Below are 21534 nucleotides of genomic sequence, written 5' to 3' on the forward strand. Positions count from 1 at the left end.
ATTTCTAGTATTATGTATCTTGAAATCAAATTTAATTGAATAATTAAACACCGCATAATTTTTAATCTGGCTTTAAAAGTTTAATTCAAAGCTATTAGACATGCGAAATTTAAAATATTTTAAAATAAACTTATGGTCAAATTGACCTTATTGTATTTGAATTTGTAAATTGCGGCAAGTTTTATTAAATTAATCTAACCAGTACGAAAAAATAACGCATTATTTGATGATACGAAAAAAAATACACCTCCTAATTGCGGGAATGTTACTAACAGCGTGCTCCACTAAACAATACCAGATGATAGATAATGGTGTTGTTGTAAATGTCAAGAAAAAAAATAATACAGAAACCCGTAAAGTACGATTACAGGTACTAGGTGACGAACTTATACGCGTTTCTGCTACACCGGAGAAGGAGTTTCCAAAGGATTCTACACTTATTATTATACCTGGAATAAAAGGAGTTCCTTTTACCGTAGACACCAGCCATAAAGATTCTGTAGCAATAGTTACTAATAGGTTAAAGGTATTAGTTTCGCAAAATGATGGTGGTGTAAATTTTAAGGACAAAAACGGAAAGGTTATTTTAACTGAAAAGACCGGCGGTGGAAAGACATTTACCCCTATCGAGGTTGAAGGCACAAAAGGTTTTTCTGTACGTCAGATTTTCAACTCTCCTCCAGATGAAGCCTTTCATGGATTAGGACAGCATCAGGCAGATGAATTCAATTATAAAGGTAAGAGCGAAGAATTATTTCAGTATAACACTAAAGTATCTGTACCGTTTATAGTATCAAATAAAAATTATGGTTTGCTATGGGACAGTTACTCGTTGAGCCGTTTTGGCGACAGTCGTCCGTACAAACAACTAAATAGTGTTTTTAAACTTTATGATAAAAAAGGAAATCCGGGTTCTTTAACAGGAACATACACTTCTGAAGATAAGGGTGTGGAAACTCTTGTTCGTAAGGAAGAATCTATCTTTTTTGAAGATATAAAAAGTATAAAAAACCTTCCTAAAAATTTCCCTCTTAAAAACGCTAATGTAACTTACGAAGGAGAAATTGAGGCACCGGAAAGTGGTAATTATAAATTTACCCTTTACTACGCAGGTTATGTAAAAGTCTATTTAAATAACGTACTGGTTGTGCAGGAGCGCTGGAGAACAGCATGGAATCCTAACAGCTACAAATTTACTCTTCCGCTGGAAGCAGGAAAACGTGTACCTCTACGTGTTGAATGGCAGCCGGACGGTGCAACATCATACTGCGGATTACGAGCTCTAACACCACAGCAGGCGGATGAGAAAAACAATCAGGTTTGGTGGAGTGAAATGAATAAAAAACTGGATTACTATTTTGTTTATGGTAGTACTACAGACGAGGTTATTAAAGGTTATCGTACTCTAACAGGAAAATCTCAGATTATGCCGAAATGGGCTATGGGATACTGGCAGAGCCGCGAACGATATAAAACACAGGGTGAAATTCTTTCTAATTTAAAAGAGTTTAGAAAGCGTAAAATTCCGATTGACAACATTGTTCTTGACTGGAATTACTGGGAAGAAGATGCCTGGGGAAGTCATGAATTTGACAAAAAACGTTTTCCGGATCCAAAAGGTATGGTAGATTCTATCCATGCTATGAATGGAAAAATGATGATATCTGTTTGGCCAAAATTCTATAAAACAACAGAACATTTTAAAGAGTTCGACAGAAAAGGCTGGATGTACCAACAGGCAATTAAAGATAGCGTTCGCGACTGGGTTGGCCCGGGTTACGTTGGCTCTTTTTACGATGCCTATTCCGGTGGTGCACGTAAATTATTTTGGAAACAAATCTATGATAATTTATATCCTTTAGGAATTGATGCATGGTGGATGGATGCCAGTGAACCTAATGTACTTGACTGTACTGATATGGATTACCGTAAAGCATTATGCGGCCCTACAGCATTGGGATCGTCTACAGAATTTTTCAATACCTATGCATTAATGAATGCTGAAGCTATTTATAACGGACAACGCAGTGTTGCTCCTAATAAAAGGGTATTTTTATTAACACGTTCAGGATTTGCCGGTTTACAACGCTATTCTACCGCAACCTGGAGTGGTGATATCGCAACACGTTGGGAGGATATGAAAGCCCAAATTTCTGCAGGTTTAAATTTTGCTGTTAGCGGTATCCCTTATTGGACAATGGATATTGGTGGCTTTTGCGTAGAAGACAGATACGTAAGCGGACAACAGCAATACGACAAAGATGGAAAAGAAAATAAAGATTATAAAGAATGGAGAGAACTAAACGCACGCTGGTTCCAGTTTGGTGCTTTTGCTCCATTGTACAGGGCACACGGGCAGTTTCCTTTCCGTGAGCCATGGAATATTGCTCCAGAAGGACATCCTGCTTATAAGTCGATTGTGTACTATACCAACCTTAGATACAGGCTTATGCCGTACATATACACAATGGCGGGTATGACGTATTTTAACGACTATACAATTATGCGTCCGTTATTTATGGATTTCCCAACTGATAAAAAAGTGGAAAATATAAGTGACCAGTTTATGTTTGGACCTGCATTTATGGTATGCCCTGTGTATAGCTATGAGGCACGTAACCGAAATGTATACTTCCCTGCTGACTCTAACTGGTATGATTTTTATACCGGAAATTATATAACAGGTGGTAAACAGATAAATGTTGATGCTCCGTATGAACGTATACCCCTTTATATCAGAGAAGGATCTATCATTCCTGTTGGACCTGAAATACAATATACAGGTGAAAAACCAGCAGACAAAATTGTGTTATACGTGTACAAAGGAAAAGATGGCAGCTTCACACTATACGAAGATGAAGACAATAACTACAATTATGAGTCGGGCAAATATTCTAATATAGCTTTCACTTATAATGATGCCAATGGAACATTAACTATTGACGAAAGAAAAGGCCAATTTGAAGGAATGTTGAAGAGTCGTACGTTTGAAATAGTGACTGTAAGTAAAGACAAACCTAAAGCGTTTAATTACGATGCAAAAGGTCAAAGTGTAACTTATGACGGTCGTAGGCAGACAATTACATTAAAGTAATTACAAGATAAACCACAAAAAAAAGCTCTAAATCATAGATTTAGAGCTTTTTTTATACAGACATCTTATGCTACTTAAAGCTAATGTCAAATTTTTCAAACTGAATCAGCCTGTATCGTTCTGTCGATTCAACAATCTCAAGACAGCAGGCACTCGCAGTCTGCAACTTAATCGTTTCTTCAATTTCTCCTGAGTCTGTTAATTTAGATGGAAAATCAAATTGAATATAGGTGGCAAATTGTGTATCCTGATCTATATTTACGATAGAAAATTTATTGTAGTCATCTAGGTGCACTATTTCGTAACTACGGTTTTCTACTGCAATATCGACCTCACACATAAGCTCCTTATGATTTATCGGCGACGAATTCATATAGTTTTCACCGATAATTTTAACTACACAAATACTGGATGATTCCATAAAAATATTCCGGGTTTTATTTAATTACGTTTTTTGGTTTGCTCTCTTACTGATCATTATTCTCCTTAGACGGAGTCGCTCCAGGATTACTCCCTGACCCCTCATTATCCCCGGGACTTTCAGATCCTCTGGTATCTCCATTAGCATCTTCACCCGCGGTTGTACCGCTCTTCTGACCGGATGTATCCCTACATGATACTGAAAGTATCAACAAACAACACATCATAGATTTTAATAGTATTGACTGAACTTTTTTCATGTTGATTAGTATTAAATTATTTATGCATTTTAAATTGTTAGTCTACTAAGAGGGCCTAACAACAAATGGAATGTAATTAAAACAACTAGTCTATATTTAAACTTCTAATTAAATTTCACTTTTAAATTTCAGAATGTTGCCAATTTTATCCCAAAAGTAAAAGCCGACTTCTAATTATTTATGAGATAATTATCTTATATAAATTCGGTTGCTCTAATGTAAGTTATCGGCTGAATCTGGCTCAGTTCCGCCATTTTACTATTGATAACCTCCCGCCCCCTCAATATGGCCACTACAACATCGAGATGCGCTACCCTCTCTTTCGTATCATTAAGATCCCAGATACCACAATCATGATATCGTTCCATATCATCCCAATCCGGCCTGTCTATAACGGGATAAACACAAGCACCCAGTAATGGTATGCCCTTTTCCAACGTTTTTTTGCATTCGGCAGTAACCTCTTCCATCCATAAGGCACGCCCTTCACCAAAATGCCCGGTTTCAGATAAGAAGAGTGGCCGTTTGTAACGCAAATAGGCCATCTCCAAAAGAGCTGCAATGCCTGTCCTCTTTACCTCTATTTCCGGCCATAGTAACGGCCCGATACCGTGGTCCCACTGGCTGTTCCAATAGTAATTAAACCCAAGAATATCAAGATTTTCTTCGCTACCACCTAACTCAGGACACATACGACCACTGACAATATCCATCGCCTGAAACTGGTGAACATTAAGGTTATCTATATGCTCACTGTCGATTTCATAACCCGGGTGAATTTTTATAAGAGGCTCTACCAAAATAATTCTGCAATCAGGTATAATTCGTTTTAGTACTTCAATGCCTTTTATAGCCGCCTTACACAAGTGATATTTGATGTCCCAGCCGCTGTTAACGGCAAAAGGTACAGTTCCCCTTACATCTCCCGAATGCCAGGATAAAAAGCTAATCTCATTAATAGGAACAACAAAAAGCTTCTGACTTGTAACTCCTTTATAAAAAATTGCAAATGCTTCGCACATGGCCACGAATCGATCACAAAAATGAGGATGAGTAGGATAAATTCCGTCAGGATACCCAAAATGGCACAAATCCCATATAATCTGGATACCCAATTCTTCGGCAACCACTATCCTATTTTTAACCTCCGAAAAATCAAACTGTTTAGGGGACACTTCAACGGCACTCCAACAGATACCTTCCCTTACTACCTCAATACCTAGAGTCAACAAATCATTATAATCATCGCGGACACGCACATCATGCTGGGTTTCTCTTAAAAGGTTTATACGATTACCGGAACGGTTAATATGGTCAGCGCATTCATAGCCACCCATAAAGAAAGACTTGAAAATACTCATAATACATTATCTGTTTTAGATAGTTCAGGACTAGCCTCGAGCTGGCTAAACAGATCTAAGGCATTTTTAAAAGCCTGATCCATATTAAAATACTTATAGTTTGCCAACCTGCCTACAAAATAAACATCTGTTAGTGCTTCCGCATCTTTTCTGTATTTCTCATAGATCAGCTGGTTTTTATCGTTAGGTACAGGATAATAAGGGTCTCCTTCATCTGTTGTAAATTCTTTTACCACAGTAGTTTTCGATGACTGTTGATTACCGAAATGCTTGTATTCTATAATCCTGGTAAATTCTACCTCATTACCCGGATAATTTACAACAGAGTTTTGCTGGAAATATTCGGTATCAATGGTTTCACTAACAAAATTAATAGAACGGTACTCCAACTTATCTTCAAGGCTATGTTTAAACTCAAAAAAGCGATCTATAGGCCCCGTATAAAAGAGCTTTTCATAACCTGAAACGTCATCCCTGATATCAAAGAAATCAGTATCAAGAAGTATTTCGATATTAGGATGGTTCAGTATAGCTTCAAAGAGTTTTGTATATCCGCCTTCGGGTAATGCCTGAAACGTATCCGAAAAATAACGGTCATCATAATTAGTACGCACCGGTATTCGATCGAGAACAGAAGCATCTAATTCTTCAGGATATTTATCCCATTGTTTTTTTGTATAATGGCGAAACATTTTTTCGTACAACACTGCTCCAACTTTATTTAAAGCAGCTTCTTTACCATTTTTAGGCGATGCAATAAACTCCCTGTTTTTATCCAGCCAGACTGCCATTTCAGCTTCTGATGCAATAGCGGTATCAAACAAGTTATTTACAGTTGTAATATTTACAGGGATAGGGACTAATTTGCCTTCAACATCAGCAATAACCTTATGTTCCCATGGATACCACTGGCAAAATTTATTTACATAATTCCAAACCTGCTGATCGTTGGTATGAAAAAGGTGCGCGCCATATTTAGAAACCAAAATGCCGTTGTCATCAATATAATCATAACAGTTACCTGCAATATGATTGCGCTTTTCAATGATTAAAACCTTTTTACCAATAGCAGCATACTTTTGCGCTAAAACCGCCCCGGAAATACCTGCACCTATAATTACTATATCTGCTTTCATACCGTTTGTGTTTTAATAATTATAGCAGTCATAGCGTCTACCGTAGCATCCCAGGATGTTTTTTCGAGTATGGTATCATAATCTATAGTAACACCTATTGTAGGCGCCATGAACAGAAAGTCTTCTATAGCAGTAGCAAAATCTGTTGCAGAATCTATAATTTTAACCACAGTACTATAATCACGTACCACGTCATGTATTGCTGTAGAAATAATGGGCTTTCCCGCAGCCATATATTCAAGTGTTTTAGTAGGGCTGATATATTTTGTAGCATCGTTAAGTGCGAAAGGCATCATAGCAATACTAAAAGCTTTAAGATATCCCGGCAGTTCTTTATAATCTTTTATTCCAAGGTAGTGAATGTTGTTTGCACGCGGAAGATCGGCTTCACCAATTTTTGCAAGTGGTCCGATCATTACAAACTTAACCTCAGGCAGCAGTATGGCAGTTTCATATATCAATTGCAGGTCAACACGTTCATCTATAACGCCAAAATATCCAACGATAGGTGTATTTATAGAAGTTATGTCCTCGGGCAGAGCAAGTCCGTTAAGTGCTTTTGCAAAATGGTGTCGGTCAACCGAACTTGGAAAACAGTATACATTATTATGCATCCCTGCCTTTGATTCATATAGCGATTTACCTCCGGTAAACACAACGTCTGCCCTACTCATTAGCGTTCGCTCCTGTTCTACAAGTTGCTGTGATGCGCCTTTAAAAAGCGATAGTTCATCCATGCAGTCGTATACCAGGGTATCAAAAGTAAAATAGTCTAATAATGGGATGAACGATGCAGAGTAAAACCATCCGAGGTTTATCTGGCCACCAGTATATTGTGGAAGCACAGTTGCTATTTCAGCAATCGACATTACATTAGGTTGTAAAACATGTAAATTTTCCGATTCAATAGTAAGCCTGCTACCCTGCTCTTCCGGACGGTGCCACGGCTCTTCTATTAAAAGTATTTTTAAATTTTTTGAAAGCCTGCTAATAATATGTTGTGGGCGCTGATATACAAAATCCCAGCGAAGATGACAAAACACCACAAGACCATATTCATTATTGTTATTTACGTTATCTGAAGCCAATGGACTGCTTACAGCATTTTCTAATGATGGATTATACATGATAAAAATATTAGGAGTTATTTTAGGCCGCCAGCAATAGAAGCATCAAAAAACACCTCCTGTATGGAGGTGCTTAATACGCTATTTAGCAGATTTGTTATGCGTAAGTAGATTTATTCAGCTTCTTCAATCTGATCTTCTGCGTCTTCGCCTGCCGCATCAAAATTGATTGTGTTGTATGCTGCCTCGGTAAGCGTAATATCTGCCTCTTTTTCTTCGGCAAGGGTTTCCGCTAGTATGCCGGCTGCTTCGTCTTCGCCAAGGGTTTTGGCAAAAGCTACTAATGTGCCATATGTAGCAATTTCGTAATGTTCAATTTTTTGAGAAGCCGCAATAATACCTGCATCACGAACAGGCCCCTGCTCGGTGCTTTCCATTATTTCCTGGCCTTCTTTAATTAAACCGTCCATTGCCTCGCATTTTTTAGCAACTGCTTTTTCATTTAGCAATTCAAATACTCTTTCAAGACGCTGTACTTGTTGCAGCGTAACATCGGTGTGCTCTTCAATAGCCTGTACCAAAGCTTCAGTAGTAGCATTTTTAGCCATTTTAGGTAAAGATTTCGCCAGTGCTTTTTCAGCCCAGTAAATATCTTTCAGGCTATCAACAAATAATTCGCGAAGACCTTCCGCGGCATTTGATTTTGCTTTTACTTTACCGGATGATGTTGTTTTTTTAGCTGCCGCTCCCGCAGTAGTTGTTTTTTTTGCAGTAGTTGATTTCGAACTGTTAGGTGTGGTTTTCATAAATGTATAATTACTTAGTTTTCATGTAAAAGTCATGATAACCAAAGTAGTTACTGCCAATGTTGTCACAAATAAAACCTATTTAAGAAAACATTACAACTTGTTGAATTACAGGAAACAATAACACATAAATAAGAAACACAAGACAACGAAAAACCCCTTACACGGCTATACAAATAGAAGTGCTTTACGCGACCACTAACTTTCTATGGCAGCGTATTTACTAAATTTGAAATTAAACAATTGCTAAAATTTAATAACAGGATTACAAATTACTAATGCGAAAAACCAAAAGTAATGCTTGTTATAATTATTAAAATTACAATCATCGTGATTACTGCATAGAGATAATCTTTTTCTAAGATAAAAGATATAAGGGATAATATAATCCTAAACACAGGTGTTAAGAATAACAAAATTACTCCAAAGAAAATAACCGACTCGCCTCTTCCTTCCAAAGCACCTTTAATTACAGATTCAGCTACAGAAAATAGATTCCTGTCATTTTCTGTAAAATTAGAATAATCTTCTATGTCACCCCCGTGATGAATAAGGTAAATTATACCACCTAAAGCAGCAAAAAATAGTGATATCCAAACTCCGTATCGCAAAAGATTACCTATAATCTGTTGAAAATCTTTATCGTTATATGTGCGTTCTTCCATCCTTAAATTTTTCCTGTTAATCCATTGTATATCATATTCACGGCAAGCACAAAAATTAATACTGAAAAGAATACCCTTAACTTTTTAGGATTCGTTTTCACTAGTATTTTAGACCCTGCCATCGCTCCAAATAATACACCTATTACAACCGGCATACATATACCGGGTTCTATGTATCCTTTCTGAATGTAGATTACAGAACTCGCAGTAGCAGTTACGCCCATCATAAAATTACTTGTTGTGGTAGATACCTTCAATGGAATTCGCATAATGTTATCCATCGCAATAACTTTAAATGCACCGGAACCTATACCCAGCAGTCCGGACATCATCCCTGCAATGCCCATCATACCAAAACCGCCCACTACGTTTTTGGTGCCGTATTGTATCAGTTTTCCGTCATGAGAAGGGTAAGTTCCTGCCAGCCTGAATTTTTGGGCAAGTGGACTCGATTCTTTCACTACGTGTTCTTCCTTTTTGCGTAAAGAATTAAGTGCCGAAAATAGTAAGGTTAAGCCAAATAATACGGCTATAAATGATGTGGGTGCAATAGTAGATAATAATGCACCGCAAACAGCACCTACTGTGGTACCTACTTCCAGGAATATTCCCAATCTCATATTCGTGATTCCCTCACGTACATAGGCAGCGGCAGAGCCTGATGATGTAGCGATAACAGATACCAATGCCGTACCTATGGCGTAATGAATATCCACCCCAAGAAAAATAGTAAGTAATGGAATTATGATAATACCCCCGCCGAGACCTGACAAAGAACCTATAAGACCCGCAAGGAAAGCTCCGATAAGTATTATGAGCGTAAATGTAATAATAGTCATAGTAAAAAACTTGGAACTGCAAAGTTACCAAATCGAACAGGATTACTAAGTATCATTTAGTTTCAAAGTGATCAGTTTACTGTAACTAATATATTATCTGAAATCCATTTTACAATACGACCTGAAGCCTCTTCGCAAAAATCCAGTCCGGAATAGTCAGGATTGTAACCGCCAATATAAGGTACAGCCATTATAAATATTCTGTCATTATAAGCTCCATAATTATCCGTAACCTGAAAATTATCATTGATTGCAATACCTGAAACCTTTAACCTGTAACCATCGCTATGTTGCTCCACCTTATCAGGATGTTCGTCAAATACATCTTTTCCTTTTTCATTATCTTTAAAACGTATCGTTGCAGGATATATCGTCTTGTCATCCCGCATACTTTTAAATGGAAAATCTTTATAGTTAAGGTGTGGCTGCCCAACACAATCTACATATGTTTTAAAATAAGATGATGTTACTTGCCCTGACTTAGACGTATATTTTAAGCTTACACCACCATCTTCATGAACTTCGTCATCGCTATCATTGCCAACAGCTTCAAGTTCAAGCCTGCCGGCTGCATGTAACGCCATCAACTCCCTGCACGACGTCTGTGGAATAAATGCTATAACCAGAGAGATTAAAGGCTGCAACGTTTTTTGCATCCTCAGTGTATCTTCAGCTGATAAGTATTTTGCAGGATAGTTCATAGCAAAACTTAATATCGCAAGCATTTCTTTCCAATATACCGACTCATGTCTTTTTATTGATTTTTCCGCTTGTATGTATTCCGCCCTCAAAAGATCGAAAGGATCGAGTTCTTCACGTAACTCCATCATAGTTGCTACGAACTCTTCCATTTTCATATCTTTTATTTTCAAATAGAATTCGGGATCTTTTTCTTTGAACTGGTCTTTAAAATCTTTTTCAAACAGATAATCCAGAGACAGGAAACCACCATTTTGCTCTCTGTGCAGGGATAATTCTTCCTCTGTTAATAATGAGTTGCTTTTTAACTGTGAGTCTTCCAGGTGAAAGCGCACTGCGGGTAAAAAACCATTTCGGGTATGCATAACTATTTTAAAATCGGGAGTATCTTCTAAAGTTTTAAAAACAAGCTCACCAGATTCATTTTCAAAAAAATTACCATTGTGTCTTGCAATAGTCCGTATAGCATCAATCGCTGTAAGCGATGCCCCTTTAATTCCCACCGGATGGTTAAAGGTATGCCTTAGTTTAGACGGAGGATACGGACTATCGTAGTAGCCCGGCACTTTGCCCTCGTAACGTTTAGGCCAGTTATGGCCTGTACAGATTATGACGGTATCAAATAGTAAAAAGTCTTCATTGTTCACTTCTACCCTTACCTCCTGGGTTTCAGGCAGGTCTTTAATATCGGTTATCTCACTTCCTAATTTAAGAAGTGTTTCTATACCTTTTTCTTTAGCCATATCAATAAGCAGATCAAACTGACCTGATAAGTATTTGCCAAAGAAAAGTCTAGGTAATACCTTGTATTCATTAAAGCGTTCTGCCTCTATAGAAAAAATATCAAGTATATCCCTCGATACCGTCTGTGTCCATTCTTTTATGGAAGTAACGATATGTGGAATCTCATTGGCAGATACATTTGTTATATGTTCTTCATTGGCTCCTTCCCTGCTGTAAGGCATGCCAGATCCCAATTCCTGCTTTTTCTCAAAAATGGTTACCTGGATATTTTTACTATCTGTTTCGATTAATCGCTTAAACATAAATAATGCGGCAGGGCCTCCTCCTATTATAGCAATACGGGTAGTTTTTTCCATGACTTGTTTCTTCAGAATATAGATTTGGTAATTGCTATAAATGTAAGTGCTGTAAATGGCATAGTTTCCCCATTAAATCATAAATAATAGTGAAGGTATTGCCAATATATAATAATTCGCGTTTGCAGGTTTTACAGATTTGGTTAATGTTTTGCGAATTAGCAAATCCTTAATAAATCCGCAATTTTAAAGACCTAATTTTATTCTGAAATTATAAAAAAACAGATACAATGAAATTATTTAAATTATTGACAATGGGTGCTTTTATGATGGGCGCCATTACAACAGCATCAGCACAGGACAACGGAAGCAATGAACAATCTATGGCTGTAAGTTTTGGTGTAAAAGGTGGAGTAAACCTGGCTACTATCAACGGAAGCATTGACAGCCCCGATTCAAGAACAAGCTTTCACGCAGGTGTATTTGCAGAATTGCCTGTTGCAGAGATTTTCTCGATTCAGGTAGAGGCACTTTATTCAGGACAGGGCGCACAGTTTAATTTTGAAGGAACAGATGGCGATAAGGCAGAACTTCAACTGGACTATATAAACGTTCCTGTACTTGCTAAGTTTTATCTTTTTAAAGGGTTTAGTGTAGAAGCAGGACCGCAGTTCAGCTTCCTACTTAATGATGAGATAGATGTGAATCCTAATTCAAATGACGGTGACTCTCCAACTCCATTTAGAGATGATCTAAAAACTTTTGAGTTTGGTGTAGCCGGTGGTGTAACTTTCCAGACAGATCTTGGCTTATTTGCCACTGCGAGATACATTCAGGGAGTAACAGATATTGCTGACGATATCAACGTTCAAAACTCGGTATTTCAAATTGGTATTGGTTATAAATTTTAAGAACCGGACTTTACGTCAATAATGATATTTGATAACCTGCAATTAAAATTGCAGGTTATTTTTTTTTTATAAAACTAATTATCAATTAATTATATCACAAAATTAACAACCTCATTCTTGTATTATTTACCAAATATTTATAACTATTCTATTTTGGACTGACTAATTTAGATAACAATAAATTACCTTACTATGGAAACGATACCTTCTCCCATTATACCAAAGAAAAAAGTTTACGACTACCAACAAAGTGACATTCAAACACTGTTATCTAAGGTAGATTCTGTTCCTCCGGGAAGCAGGCTATTGTATCAGCTTCCTACAGGTGGTGGAAAAACAGTTATATTTTCTGAAATCGCAAAAAACTACATTCAGAAATATGCACGACAGGTTGTTGTACTTACGCATCGCGTAGAATTGTGCAGGCAAACATCATCTGTTCTTAAAAAAATGGGGATTAACAATCTTGCCTACACCAGTGAGGTAAAGAAAAAACCACGTGTACAACCCGACTGTTACGTCGCCATGATTGAAACGCTTAAAAACAGGATAAGGGATAAGCAGTTTAACCCCGACGGTGTTGGTTTGGTTATTATAGACGAAGCGCATCATAATTCCTTTCAGAAACTGCTTGATAAATTCAGTAATGCCATTATAATTGGAGTGACTGCTACACCTCTGAGCTCAGATATTACGATGCCGTTACATAAAAATTATAGCGAACTGATTGTTGGTGAAAATATCCAGTCGCTTATAGCGAAAGGATATCTTGCAAAACCAAAAACACATAAGTATACGGTAGAACTTAATTCGCTTGTTGCAGCATCACATGGTGACTACACAGTTGCAAGTTCTGACCTGTTGTATGCATCAGACCCAATGCTGGAACTGCTTAGCGAAGCCTACAAAAACCTTTGTATTGGCAAAAAGACCTTGATTTTTAATAATGGGATTTTCACATCGAAAAGGGTTTTTCAGATGTTTACCGACGCCGGTTATGCTATCAGGCATCTTGACAACAAAACGCCAAAAGAAGAGCGTATAGCTACTCTTAAATGGTTCAAGGAGACCAAAGGAGCTATCTTGACGTCTGTATCATTATTAACAACCGGTTTTGATGAGCCATCTATACAAGCTATTATACTTTACAGAGCAACAAATTCATTGACGCTATACCATCAGATGATTGGAAGGGGCTCGCGACGAATGAGCAATAAAAAAACATTTACGATAGTAGATCTTGGTAACAACACAGAACGCTTCGGTGAGTGGAATGCACCAATGGACTGGAAATATATATTTGAAAATCCGGAAAGTTACCTGACCAAAGAAAGTAAAGGATCGGATTACGAGTCGCATACAATCAGCAGCGAACTACGTTCTAAATTTCCTAAAACACTTGAGCTGTCATTTGATATTGAAAGTGCATACCTGGATGCATTGAAGAACAATGAAAAGCCAAAAATAGTAATACGTGATTCGATAAGGCAACATACACTGATGTGCATTGAAAATGCAGAAACTATTAGTGAAGCACTCCATTTATCTGACGAGTTGGAGAGCGAAATAACCTGGAGGGTTAAGCAATACTGCAAATGCCTTGAAAACACAACAAAAAATTATACCGACTGGCTTCAACAGGATTATAAGGCAAAATTAAGGGCAATGATCCAAAAACTGATGCACCGCATTGCTGCACAATAATAAAATTTACATCTGTAAGATGTATAGCAATAATAAGTTATGAAGTCTAAAAAGGCATTGGGTATACTAAAACATTTTAAAGGAAGCGTTTCCAAGGATGACCGCTATAATTATGGTGCCTCTTTACGGGAACACTGCCCTATTGTAAACCATGCCCAATTGGATATTACCGACAGGGTTAATCCTGTAGACCTTCATCTGGAAAGCGACAAAGGCAGGATGTCTTCATTATTGCCTATCCGCTATGAAAGAATGATGGAATCGCCTTTTACTTTTTTTAGGGGAAGTGCGGCGCTTATGGCATCCGATCTATCTCAACTACCATCGACAAAAATGTATCTTCAGGCCTGTGGTGATTGCCACCTTTTAAATTTTGGTGGATTTGCCACACCCGAACGAAAACTGGTTTTTGATATCAATGATTTCGATGAAACGTCTGTTGCTCCCTGGGAGTGGGATGTAAAGAGGCTGGCAGCCAGCTTTGCGATAGCGGGGATTGACAAAGGTTTTTCATTATCTGAAAGTCAGGATGCTGCAGCTACAGTGGCTAGTAGTTACCGTAGTCATATGAATGAGTATGCAGAAATGTCGGCCCTGCAAATATGGTATTCCCAAATCAATCTTAAAGATCTTATTCAAACAGGAAAGATTAAAAACGCAAAACAGTTTGATCCTGCACAAATAAAAAAAGCCATTAAAAGGCAGCCACATATAAAGGATTTTACAAAACTGGTATATTCAAAAAATGGCAACCCCAGAATTAAAGATATACCACCGCTTATCTATCATTTCGATGATGAAAGACAGGCTAGATTTTATAATCAGGCCGAAGGCGCGTTTAACCGTTACCTGAAAACACTCCCAAATGATCGCAGAACGTTATTGCAGCGGTACAGTTTATACGATGCTGCAATAAAAGTTGTAGGTGTTGGCAGCGTGGGCACGCAATGCGGAATCATGCTGTTGCTATCTGCAACGGGAGATCCTTTATTCCTGCAGTTTAAAGAAGCAAAGCAGAGCGTACTCGAACCATACGTTGGTAAAAGTAGATTTACTAATCATGGGCAACGCGTTGTTGAAGGCCAAAAGCTAATGCAGTCTGCATCTGATATATTCCTTGGATGGACACATGATGATACCGGCAAGCAATTTTATATGCGCCAGCTTAGGGATGCAAAAGTTAAGCCTATTCTTGAATACATGGAATACAGCACATTTATAACGTATGCCCGTTCGTGCGGTTGGGCTTTGGCAAGGGCACACGCACGCACCGGAGATCCTGCTATTATAAGCGGATATATCGGTGGAGGCACATCTTTTGACGAAGCTATTTCCGAATTTTCAATAGCTTATATGCATCAGAATAACAATGACTTTTTACGGATGCAGAATGAGATTAAAACAGGGAATATACCTTACGCAACGTAATATTAACCATTCATTGGAAAATTAAAAATCATAATATAACACACCTTAATAAAATAGATATGGACGAAATTACACAAGCTTTATTTGCAGCATCACGCCAGGGAAATGTTCCTGTATTAAAAGAAATTTTTGCACTTAAAGATAACCTTAACGTTTACGACGAAAAAGGTTTTACGCCACTAATTATAGCGGCTTATAACAATCAGCCTGAAGCCGTAACAGCACTTCTTGATGCAGGTGCCGATATAAATCTGGCAGATAATAGTGGAAATACTGCTCTAATGGGTGCATGCTTTAAAGGTTATGCAGATGTTGTACAACTACTTTTAGACCGCAATGCTGATATAGATGCGAAACATGGTAACGGCGGTACAGCACTTATGTTTGCAGCTATGTTTGGCCGTAACGATATCGTTAATATGTTATTAGAAAAAGGAGCTGACAGCTCTATTAAAGATATGCGTGGTTTTTCAGCACTAGATCTGGCTGCACAGCAGGGCAATACCGAAGCGGTAGCCAAACTTGAGGGGCAATCATAACAATACACTTACAGTTTTACTAAGTTTGCAAAAGCAAAACAAGCAGCAGAATGGCTAAAGACCCTAAGGATACAAATAAAGAATTTACCGGTTTTGTAACCGTAAAAGGTGCACGCGAGCACAACCTGAAAAACATAGATGTAAAAATACCCAGAGATGCTTTGGTAGTATTTACAGGTATTTCCGGTTCGGGTAAATCATCTTTGGCCTTTGGTACTTTATATGCCGAAGCGCAACGCAGGTATCTCGATTCTGTATCTCCTTATGCAAGAAGGCTTTTCAACCAGATGGCAATTCCCGAAGTTGATGAAATTGAAGGGTTGCCACCCGCTGTAGCATTACAGCAACAGCGAGGATCAGTTAGTACAAGATCATCCGTGGGTAGTGTTACAACTATTTCTAATCTGTTGCGGATGCTCTATTCCCGTGCAGGCGATTATCCTGCCGGACAATCTATTATTTATGCTGAGGCATTTTCTCCCAATACTCCTGAAGGCGCCTGCCCCGAATGCCACGGATTAGGTCGCGTATATGAAGTTACTGAAAAATCTATGGTACCCGATGACTCGCTTACCATACGTGAGCGTGCAGTTGCAGCATGGCCCTCGGCATGGCAGGGACAAAACCAACGCGATATTCTTACAACCCTAGGGCATGATGTAGATATTCCCTGGAAAGATCTGCCAAAAGAAACACGCGACTGGATTCTGTTTACCGATGAACAACCTGTAGTACCTGTATACCCAAACTATAGTTCTGATAAAGTAAAAGAAGCTCTTAAGAAAAAACTCCCACCCGACTACATGGGAACTTTTACAGGCGTAAAACGCTATGTGATGCACACTTTTGCAAATACACAAAGTCCGTTAATGAAAAAACGCGTGGCGCAATATATGCTTAGCAGCGAATGCCCCGCATGCCACGGTAAAAAGTTACGAAAAGAATCACTATCAATAAAATTTGCCGGCCTTGATATCGCAGAGATGAACAGGGTTCCGTTAGAAGAAATGGCTACTATATTTGCGGCATTTGCTACACCTTTAGCTAAACAGCTTTCAAAATCTGACAAAGAACATCCTGAAAAAATTACTGTTGCTTACCGCATTGCAGAAGACTTGCTGGCCAGGCTTAATGTTATTTTAGACCTGGGTCTTGGTTATCTTACACTGGAACGTAGTACTCCTACCCTTTCACCGGGCGAATTGCAAAGATTACGGCTTGCAACGCAGGTACGCTCCAACCTTTTTGGTGTTGTATACGTATTGGATGAACCTTCAGCGGGACTTCACCCCGCAGATACCGAGGCGCTGCTCCGTTCTTTAGACAGGCTTAAGGCTTCTGGAAATTCTTTATTTGTGGTCGAACATGAAATAGATGTAATTCACCATGCCGACTGGATCGTAGATGTTGGTCCTGCTGCCGGAGAAATGGGAGGCCAAGTTTTATATAGTGGCCCACCTGAAGGATTGAAAGGTATTGAAGCATCAGTAACAAGACAGTATATTTTCTCCGATAAAAAGACTTTGCAAAATAATATAATTGAACCAAAAGGCTGGCTAAAATTAGAAGGCGTAACAATAAACAACCTCACCAATCTTTCAGCAGAATTTCCGCTGGGTGTCTTTACAAGTGTTACGGGTGTGTCGGGTTCGGGTAAAAGCAGCCTTGTTAGCCAGGTACTTGTAGAACTTGTCGCCGATTATCTCGGAACTGCTGTAAATAATGCCTCATCTGAAGAAGAAAATCCATTAGACCAGAATGTAGTTGAAACGTTAGGCGGAACTATTACTGAAGGTATGGAATTCATTAAACGATTGGTTGTTGTAGACCAAAAGCCTATTGGCAGAACGCCGAGGTCTAATCTTGCTACTTACACCGGCTTGTTTGAAAACATACGTAAATTATTTGCAGCTACTAAGCTGGCAAAATCACGAAAATACGATGCCGGAAGATTTTCATTCAATGTTGCTAAAGGACGCTGCCCACATTGTCAGGGAGAAGGTTTTGTAATGGTAGAACTTTTGTTCCTGCCAAGCGTATACTCGCCTTGCCCTACCTGTCATGGTACGCGATATAATCCTGAAACCCTTGAAATAAAATACAACGATAAGAATATTGCCGAAGTATTAGCTATGACTGTGAATCAGGCCTATGAATTCTTCGCTGATGATAAAGCTGTAGCACATACCCTTGACGTAATTCGTCAGGTTGGTTTGGGGTATTTACGACTGGGACAGTCCGCTACAGAACTCTCGGGTGGCGAGGCCCAACGTATTAAACTAGCAACAGAGTTGCAAAGACAGCAGCATGGCAACACCCTTTATATTTTAGATGAACCAACAACGGGGCTTCACCCTTCAGATGTTGAAAAACTAATGATACAATTAAAAGGCTTAGTTTCGGCGGGAAATACCGTAATCGTGGTAGAACACGATATGGATGTTATTGCCGCCAGCGACTGGGTTATTGACGTAGGCCCCGGAGCAGGCAACAAAGGTGGAACTATTGTAGCAAAAGGAACACCATCGGTTGTAGCTAAAAATAAAAATAGTCGGACGGCTTCTTATCTCGCTAAACATATAATATAGTTTCTGACTTTAATAGTATGCAAAAAGCAGAGCCGTTTTAGACTCTGCTTTAGTAAAAATATTTAACCCCATTTATCTATTATTATGCCCACGGATCTAAAACGACCTTAACGCAACCATCTTCTTTTTTATCGAAGATGTCGTAGCCATGTGCAATTTCAGTTAACGGGAGCCTGTGAGTAATAATGTCGTCTAAAACTACTTTTCCTTCCGTTACATATCCAAGTAGCTTGTCGATATGTTTATGTGCAGGAGCCTGACCACCCCTCAGGATAATACCTTTATCAAAAAACTGGCCTATCGGGAAGTTGTCATAGTTTGCCGGATATACACCCAACACTGATACAATTCCACCACGGCGTACTGCACTCATACAAGCTTCTAAAACTTTTACAGAACCTTTTTCGAAATTAACCACAGCTTTTGCCCTGTCTAAAAAACTTCTTTCGGGTTCAAAACCAACAGCTTCTACACATACATCGGCACCACGGCCTTGCGTAATGGCACGTATCTGTTCTACAACGCCTTTAGGGCCATCTTCCCACAATATGGTTTCGCAATGTGCTGTCGCTTTTGCTTTATCAAGGCGGTATTGCAGCGTATCAACGACAACAACTCTTGCAGCACCTCTAAGCCATGCACTTTTTGCTGCCATTATTCCAACGGGTCCGGCACCAAAAATAGCAACAGTCTCACCACCTTTTACCTGCCCCCAATCAATTCCGGTATAACCGGTAGGAAATATATCCGTTAAGAACAAAGCCTGTTCATCCGTAAGATTTTCCGGCACAACGCGCGGCCCGAAGTTTGCATAAGGCACGCGCACATATTGTGCCTGACCGCCATCATACCCACCATACAGATCGGTGTAGCCAAATAGTGCTCCACCTTTTTCGGTTGCTATTCCTCCTTCAGGCCCATAATGTTCTGGGTTACTGTTTTCACAATGTCCCGGTAATTCGTGGTCACAAAAAAAGCAGGTTCCGCAGGCAACAGGAAATGGCACTACTACCCTGTCGCCGCGCTTTAGGTGCGTTACTCCTTTTCCAACCTCTTCAATTATTCCCATGAACTCATGTCCTAACACCATAGGCCTTGGTTGTGGAATACCTCCTGAAAAAATATGAAGGTCAGACCCACAAATGGCTGTAGAAGTCACTTTTAATATAATGTCATCCTGATTCAAGATTTTTGGATCATCGATAGTGTCACAGGTTATTTTACCCGGACCGTGTATTACAGCTGCTTTCATAATAGATTGATTAGATGTTGTTTTTTATTAAATTTTTAAGGCGTTTTATTTAACGTATCTCCTATAGTAGCCGATCCGGGTCCTGTTTCATGGGCTACAGTATCTCCTGTTGCTTCATCATTTTCAGTCGGCATTTCACTTCTTGATGTTTCTGTAGGTCCGTAAGATTCCTCGTTTGTAGATCTGTCCTTACACGAGTAAAATGTCGCACTTAGGACTATAAGAGCCACAAGACCAATTGTTTTAAGCTTTTTCATAATACATTTATTTACAGATTAGTATTTAATTACAAAATATCCATAGCATTACGTTTTGAGATTAGTAATCTCCGTTAACACCCTCTTTTTTAGAATTGATACTGCTGCGTTCGCGTTGCGATGCAGGATGTGAGCTTTCAAGACGCCCGTCTTCTTTCATGCTCGACTCCATCTGTTTTTCCATATTGGCTGCAATAGCACTATCGGGCATTATTGTATTCATTACTTTCTGTGCCTTGTTCATAAAGCCGGGTGAGACAATAGTAGTTCCGTTCATCAACCCATCAAAACCTGCTTTAGCTACTTCTTCCGCAGTATACAGATCGCTTTCTTTATAGGTAACTGTATTTTCTGCTTTTGCTTTATGGAAGAAGTCAGTATCGGTAGCACCCGGTTGAAGGGCCGTAATACGTACTTCTGTTTCTTTAAGTTCTTCTGCTACTGCTTCTGTAAATGATAAAACAAAAGCTTTGGTTGCTGCATATACCGATAAGTATGGTGATGGCGCTTTAGATACCGATGAAGCCAGTTGCAATATCCTTCCTTCATTTCTTGATACCATTTCTTTAAGGTAGAATTTGGTCAGACTGATAAGGGAAAGAATATTTAACTGAACAAGATCGGTTTCACGTTTAAGATCAGTTTTTATAAACCTTCCCCACTCGCCCTGTCCTGCATCATTTACCAATACATTTACTGTAATGCCCAGCTCTGTAGTTTTATCATACACTTTTTGTGCTGCGTCACTTTCAAAAAGGTTGGCTGCAATTACATGTGTGTGAATACCACTGTTAAGCTGCTCCATTTCCGATGCCGTTTGTTTTAAATTTTCCTCATTACGGGCAACCAGTACAAGGTTGTAACCATCTTTAGCAAAAAGTTTTGCCAGTTCGTAACCAATACCGCTTGTTGCTCCTGTAATTAGTGCATGTTTCTTTTCCATAAAATTTATTCTTAGTTGTTGTTTATCAAATTATTCCTGGCTTCATTAAAATTTAAATGGGAACAGATAAAATCTATCCCCAATTAAATTAAACTGTAATATCTCTTTCAGGTTCAGCATAATCGCTGATAGGATGCTCTTCTGTAAAAGCATCATAGCCTGATTCGAAATTTTTACTTTTCTTGTCGCTGCCTTCTAATTTCACTATTTTGTTATAAAGACCTAATAGTAAAAATGGTGCTGCCCACTGTCCCACAAATAAGGCCGTTTTGTCTTTGCTAAGACATTTTAAAGTAGCCGATGCTGCCATAGCGCCTAAAGCGGCCCATAAAAACACATCTGACGGAAGTTTTGAAGTCTGTTTTTCGATAGCCTTTGCAACAGGCCCTTCTGAATGGTCATTTTGAATGATTGACATAGCTTGGTTTTTTAAATTAGCATTTTTCGTTTGAAGTGTTGTAAAGGTAAACAGGCTGGTCTTAAGCATTTTATAGTGTTATGTTAATAAGTGGTAACGGCGCGTTA

At 38.7% G+C, this 21534-nt stretch carries 18 protein-coding genes and 1 pseudogene; 6 read left to right on the plus strand and 13 right to left on the minus strand.

Annotated features, from left to right (window positions below; translation table 11 throughout):
* The first annotated feature begins 226 nt into the window (after positions 1-226).
* Positions 227-3094 carry an alpha-xylosidase gene (locus ALW18_02530; GenBank protein AOE51493.1) on the plus strand — a complete coding sequence of 956 codons (2868 nt, stop codon included), beginning with the start codon at positions 227-229 and terminating at the stop codon, positions 3092-3094.
* Positions 3095-3164: 70 nt separating this feature from the next.
* Here the strand turns inward: ALW18_02530 and ALW18_02535 are convergent, their stop codons facing one another.
* The 9 genes from ALW18_02535 to ALW18_02575 all read right to left on the minus strand — a co-directional run bounded on the left by ALW18_02535 (position 3165) and on the right by ALW18_02575 (position 11447).
* On the minus strand, positions 3165-3467 hold the full coding sequence (locus ALW18_02535; GenBank protein ID AOE51494.1) for a hypothetical protein: 303 nt from the start codon (positions 3465-3467) through the stop codon (positions 3165-3167).
* A 94-nt stretch (positions 3468-3561) separates the two neighbouring features.
* Positions 3562-3774 carry a hypothetical protein gene (locus ALW18_02540; protein AOE51495.1) on the minus strand — a complete coding sequence of 71 codons (213 nt, stop codon included), beginning with the start codon at positions 3772-3774 and terminating at the stop codon, positions 3562-3564.
* A 194-nt stretch (positions 3775-3968) separates the two neighbouring features.
* A complete protein-coding gene (locus ALW18_02545) occupies positions 3969-5135 on the minus strand; it encodes a hypothetical protein (GenBank protein AOE51496.1) in 1167 nt (388 codons plus the stop codon).
* A complete protein-coding gene (locus ALW18_02550) occupies positions 5132-6271 on the minus strand; it encodes a UDP-galactopyranose mutase (GenBank protein AOE51497.1) in 1140 nt (379 codons plus the stop codon). The genes ALW18_02545 and ALW18_02550 overlap by 4 nt, the downstream gene beginning before the upstream one ends.
* Positions 6268-7359, minus strand: a complete 1092-nt coding sequence (locus ALW18_02555) for an amine oxidase (protein ID AOE54283.1) — start codon at positions 7357-7359, stop codon at positions 6268-6270. The genes ALW18_02550 and ALW18_02555 overlap by 4 nt, the downstream gene beginning before the upstream one ends.
* Before the next feature lie 152 nt (positions 7360-7511).
* Positions 7512-8144, minus strand: coding sequence for a hypothetical protein (locus ALW18_02560; protein ID AOE51498.1), 633 nt, complete (start codon positions 8142-8144; stop codon positions 7512-7514).
* Positions 8145-8419: 275 nt separating this feature from the next.
* Entirely contained in the window at positions 8420-8809 is a 390-nt protein-coding gene (locus ALW18_02565) for a hypothetical protein (GenBank protein AOE51499.1), read from the minus strand.
* Positions 8810-8811: 2 nt separating this feature from the next.
* Entirely contained in the window at positions 8812-9648 is an 837-nt protein-coding gene (locus ALW18_02570; protein AOE51500.1) for a permease, read from the minus strand.
* A gap of 71 nt (positions 9649-9719) precedes the next feature.
* Complete coding sequence (locus ALW18_02575) at positions 9720-11447, minus strand: hypothetical protein (GenBank protein ID AOE51501.1); 1728 nt, start codon at positions 11445-11447, stop codon at positions 9720-9722.
* Between the two features lie 230 nt (positions 11448-11677).
* On the opposite strand from ALW18_02575, the gene ALW18_02580 reads away from it, so the two are divergent.
* From ALW18_02580 to ALW18_02600, 5 genes are all read left to right on the plus strand, one after another.
* On the plus strand, positions 11678-12298 hold the full coding sequence (locus ALW18_02580; GenBank protein ID AOE51502.1) for a hypothetical protein: 621 nt from the start codon (positions 11678-11680) through the stop codon (positions 12296-12298).
* Positions 12299-12490: 192 nt separating this feature from the next.
* Positions 12491-14002 (plus strand): DEAD/DEAH box helicase, encoded by a 1512-nt coding sequence (locus tag ALW18_02585; GenBank protein AOE51503.1) that lies wholly within the window; start codon positions 12491-12493, stop codon positions 14000-14002.
* A 39-nt stretch (positions 14003-14041) separates the two neighbouring features.
* Positions 14042-15430 carry a hypothetical protein gene (locus ALW18_02590; GenBank protein AOE51504.1) on the plus strand — a complete coding sequence of 463 codons (1389 nt, stop codon included), beginning with the start codon at positions 14042-14044 and terminating at the stop codon, positions 15428-15430.
* A gap of 59 nt (positions 15431-15489) precedes the next feature.
* Positions 15490-15969 (plus strand): ankyrin, encoded by a 480-nt coding sequence (locus ALW18_02595; GenBank protein ID AOE51505.1) that lies wholly within the window; start codon positions 15490-15492, stop codon positions 15967-15969.
* 50 nt (positions 15970-16019) lie between these two features.
* Positions 16020-18557, plus strand: a complete 2538-nt coding sequence (locus ALW18_02600; GenBank protein ID AOE51506.1) for an excinuclease ABC subunit A — start codon at positions 16020-16022, stop codon at positions 18555-18557.
* 82 nt (positions 18558-18639) lie between these two features.
* On the opposite strand, the gene ALW18_02605 is transcribed toward ALW18_02600, so the two are convergent.
* The 4 genes and pseudogenes from ALW18_02605 to ALW18_02620 form a co-directional block, all read right to left on the minus strand.
* Positions 18640-19809 (minus strand): dehydrogenase, encoded by a 1170-nt coding sequence (locus tag ALW18_02605; protein ID AOE51507.1) that lies wholly within the window; start codon positions 19807-19809, stop codon positions 18640-18642.
* A gap of 35 nt (positions 19810-19844) precedes the next feature.
* Positions 19845-20066, minus strand: coding sequence for a hypothetical protein (locus ALW18_02610; protein ID AOE51508.1), 222 nt, complete (start codon positions 20064-20066; stop codon positions 19845-19847).
* Between the two features lie 61 nt (positions 20067-20127).
* Complete coding sequence (locus ALW18_02615; protein AOE51509.1) at positions 20128-21009, minus strand: oxidoreductase; 882 nt, start codon at positions 21007-21009, stop codon at positions 20128-20130.
* 184 nt (positions 21010-21193) lie between these two features.
* A pseudogene (locus ALW18_02620) lies at positions 21194-21427 on the minus strand (hypothetical protein).
* Between the last annotated feature and the right edge of the window lie 107 nt (positions 21428-21534).

Origin of the sequence: Flavobacterium psychrophilum, assembly GCA_001708385.1 — a bacterium.
GTDB lineage: Bacteria > Bacteroidota > Bacteroidia > Flavobacteriales > Flavobacteriaceae > Flavobacterium > Flavobacterium psychrophilum_A.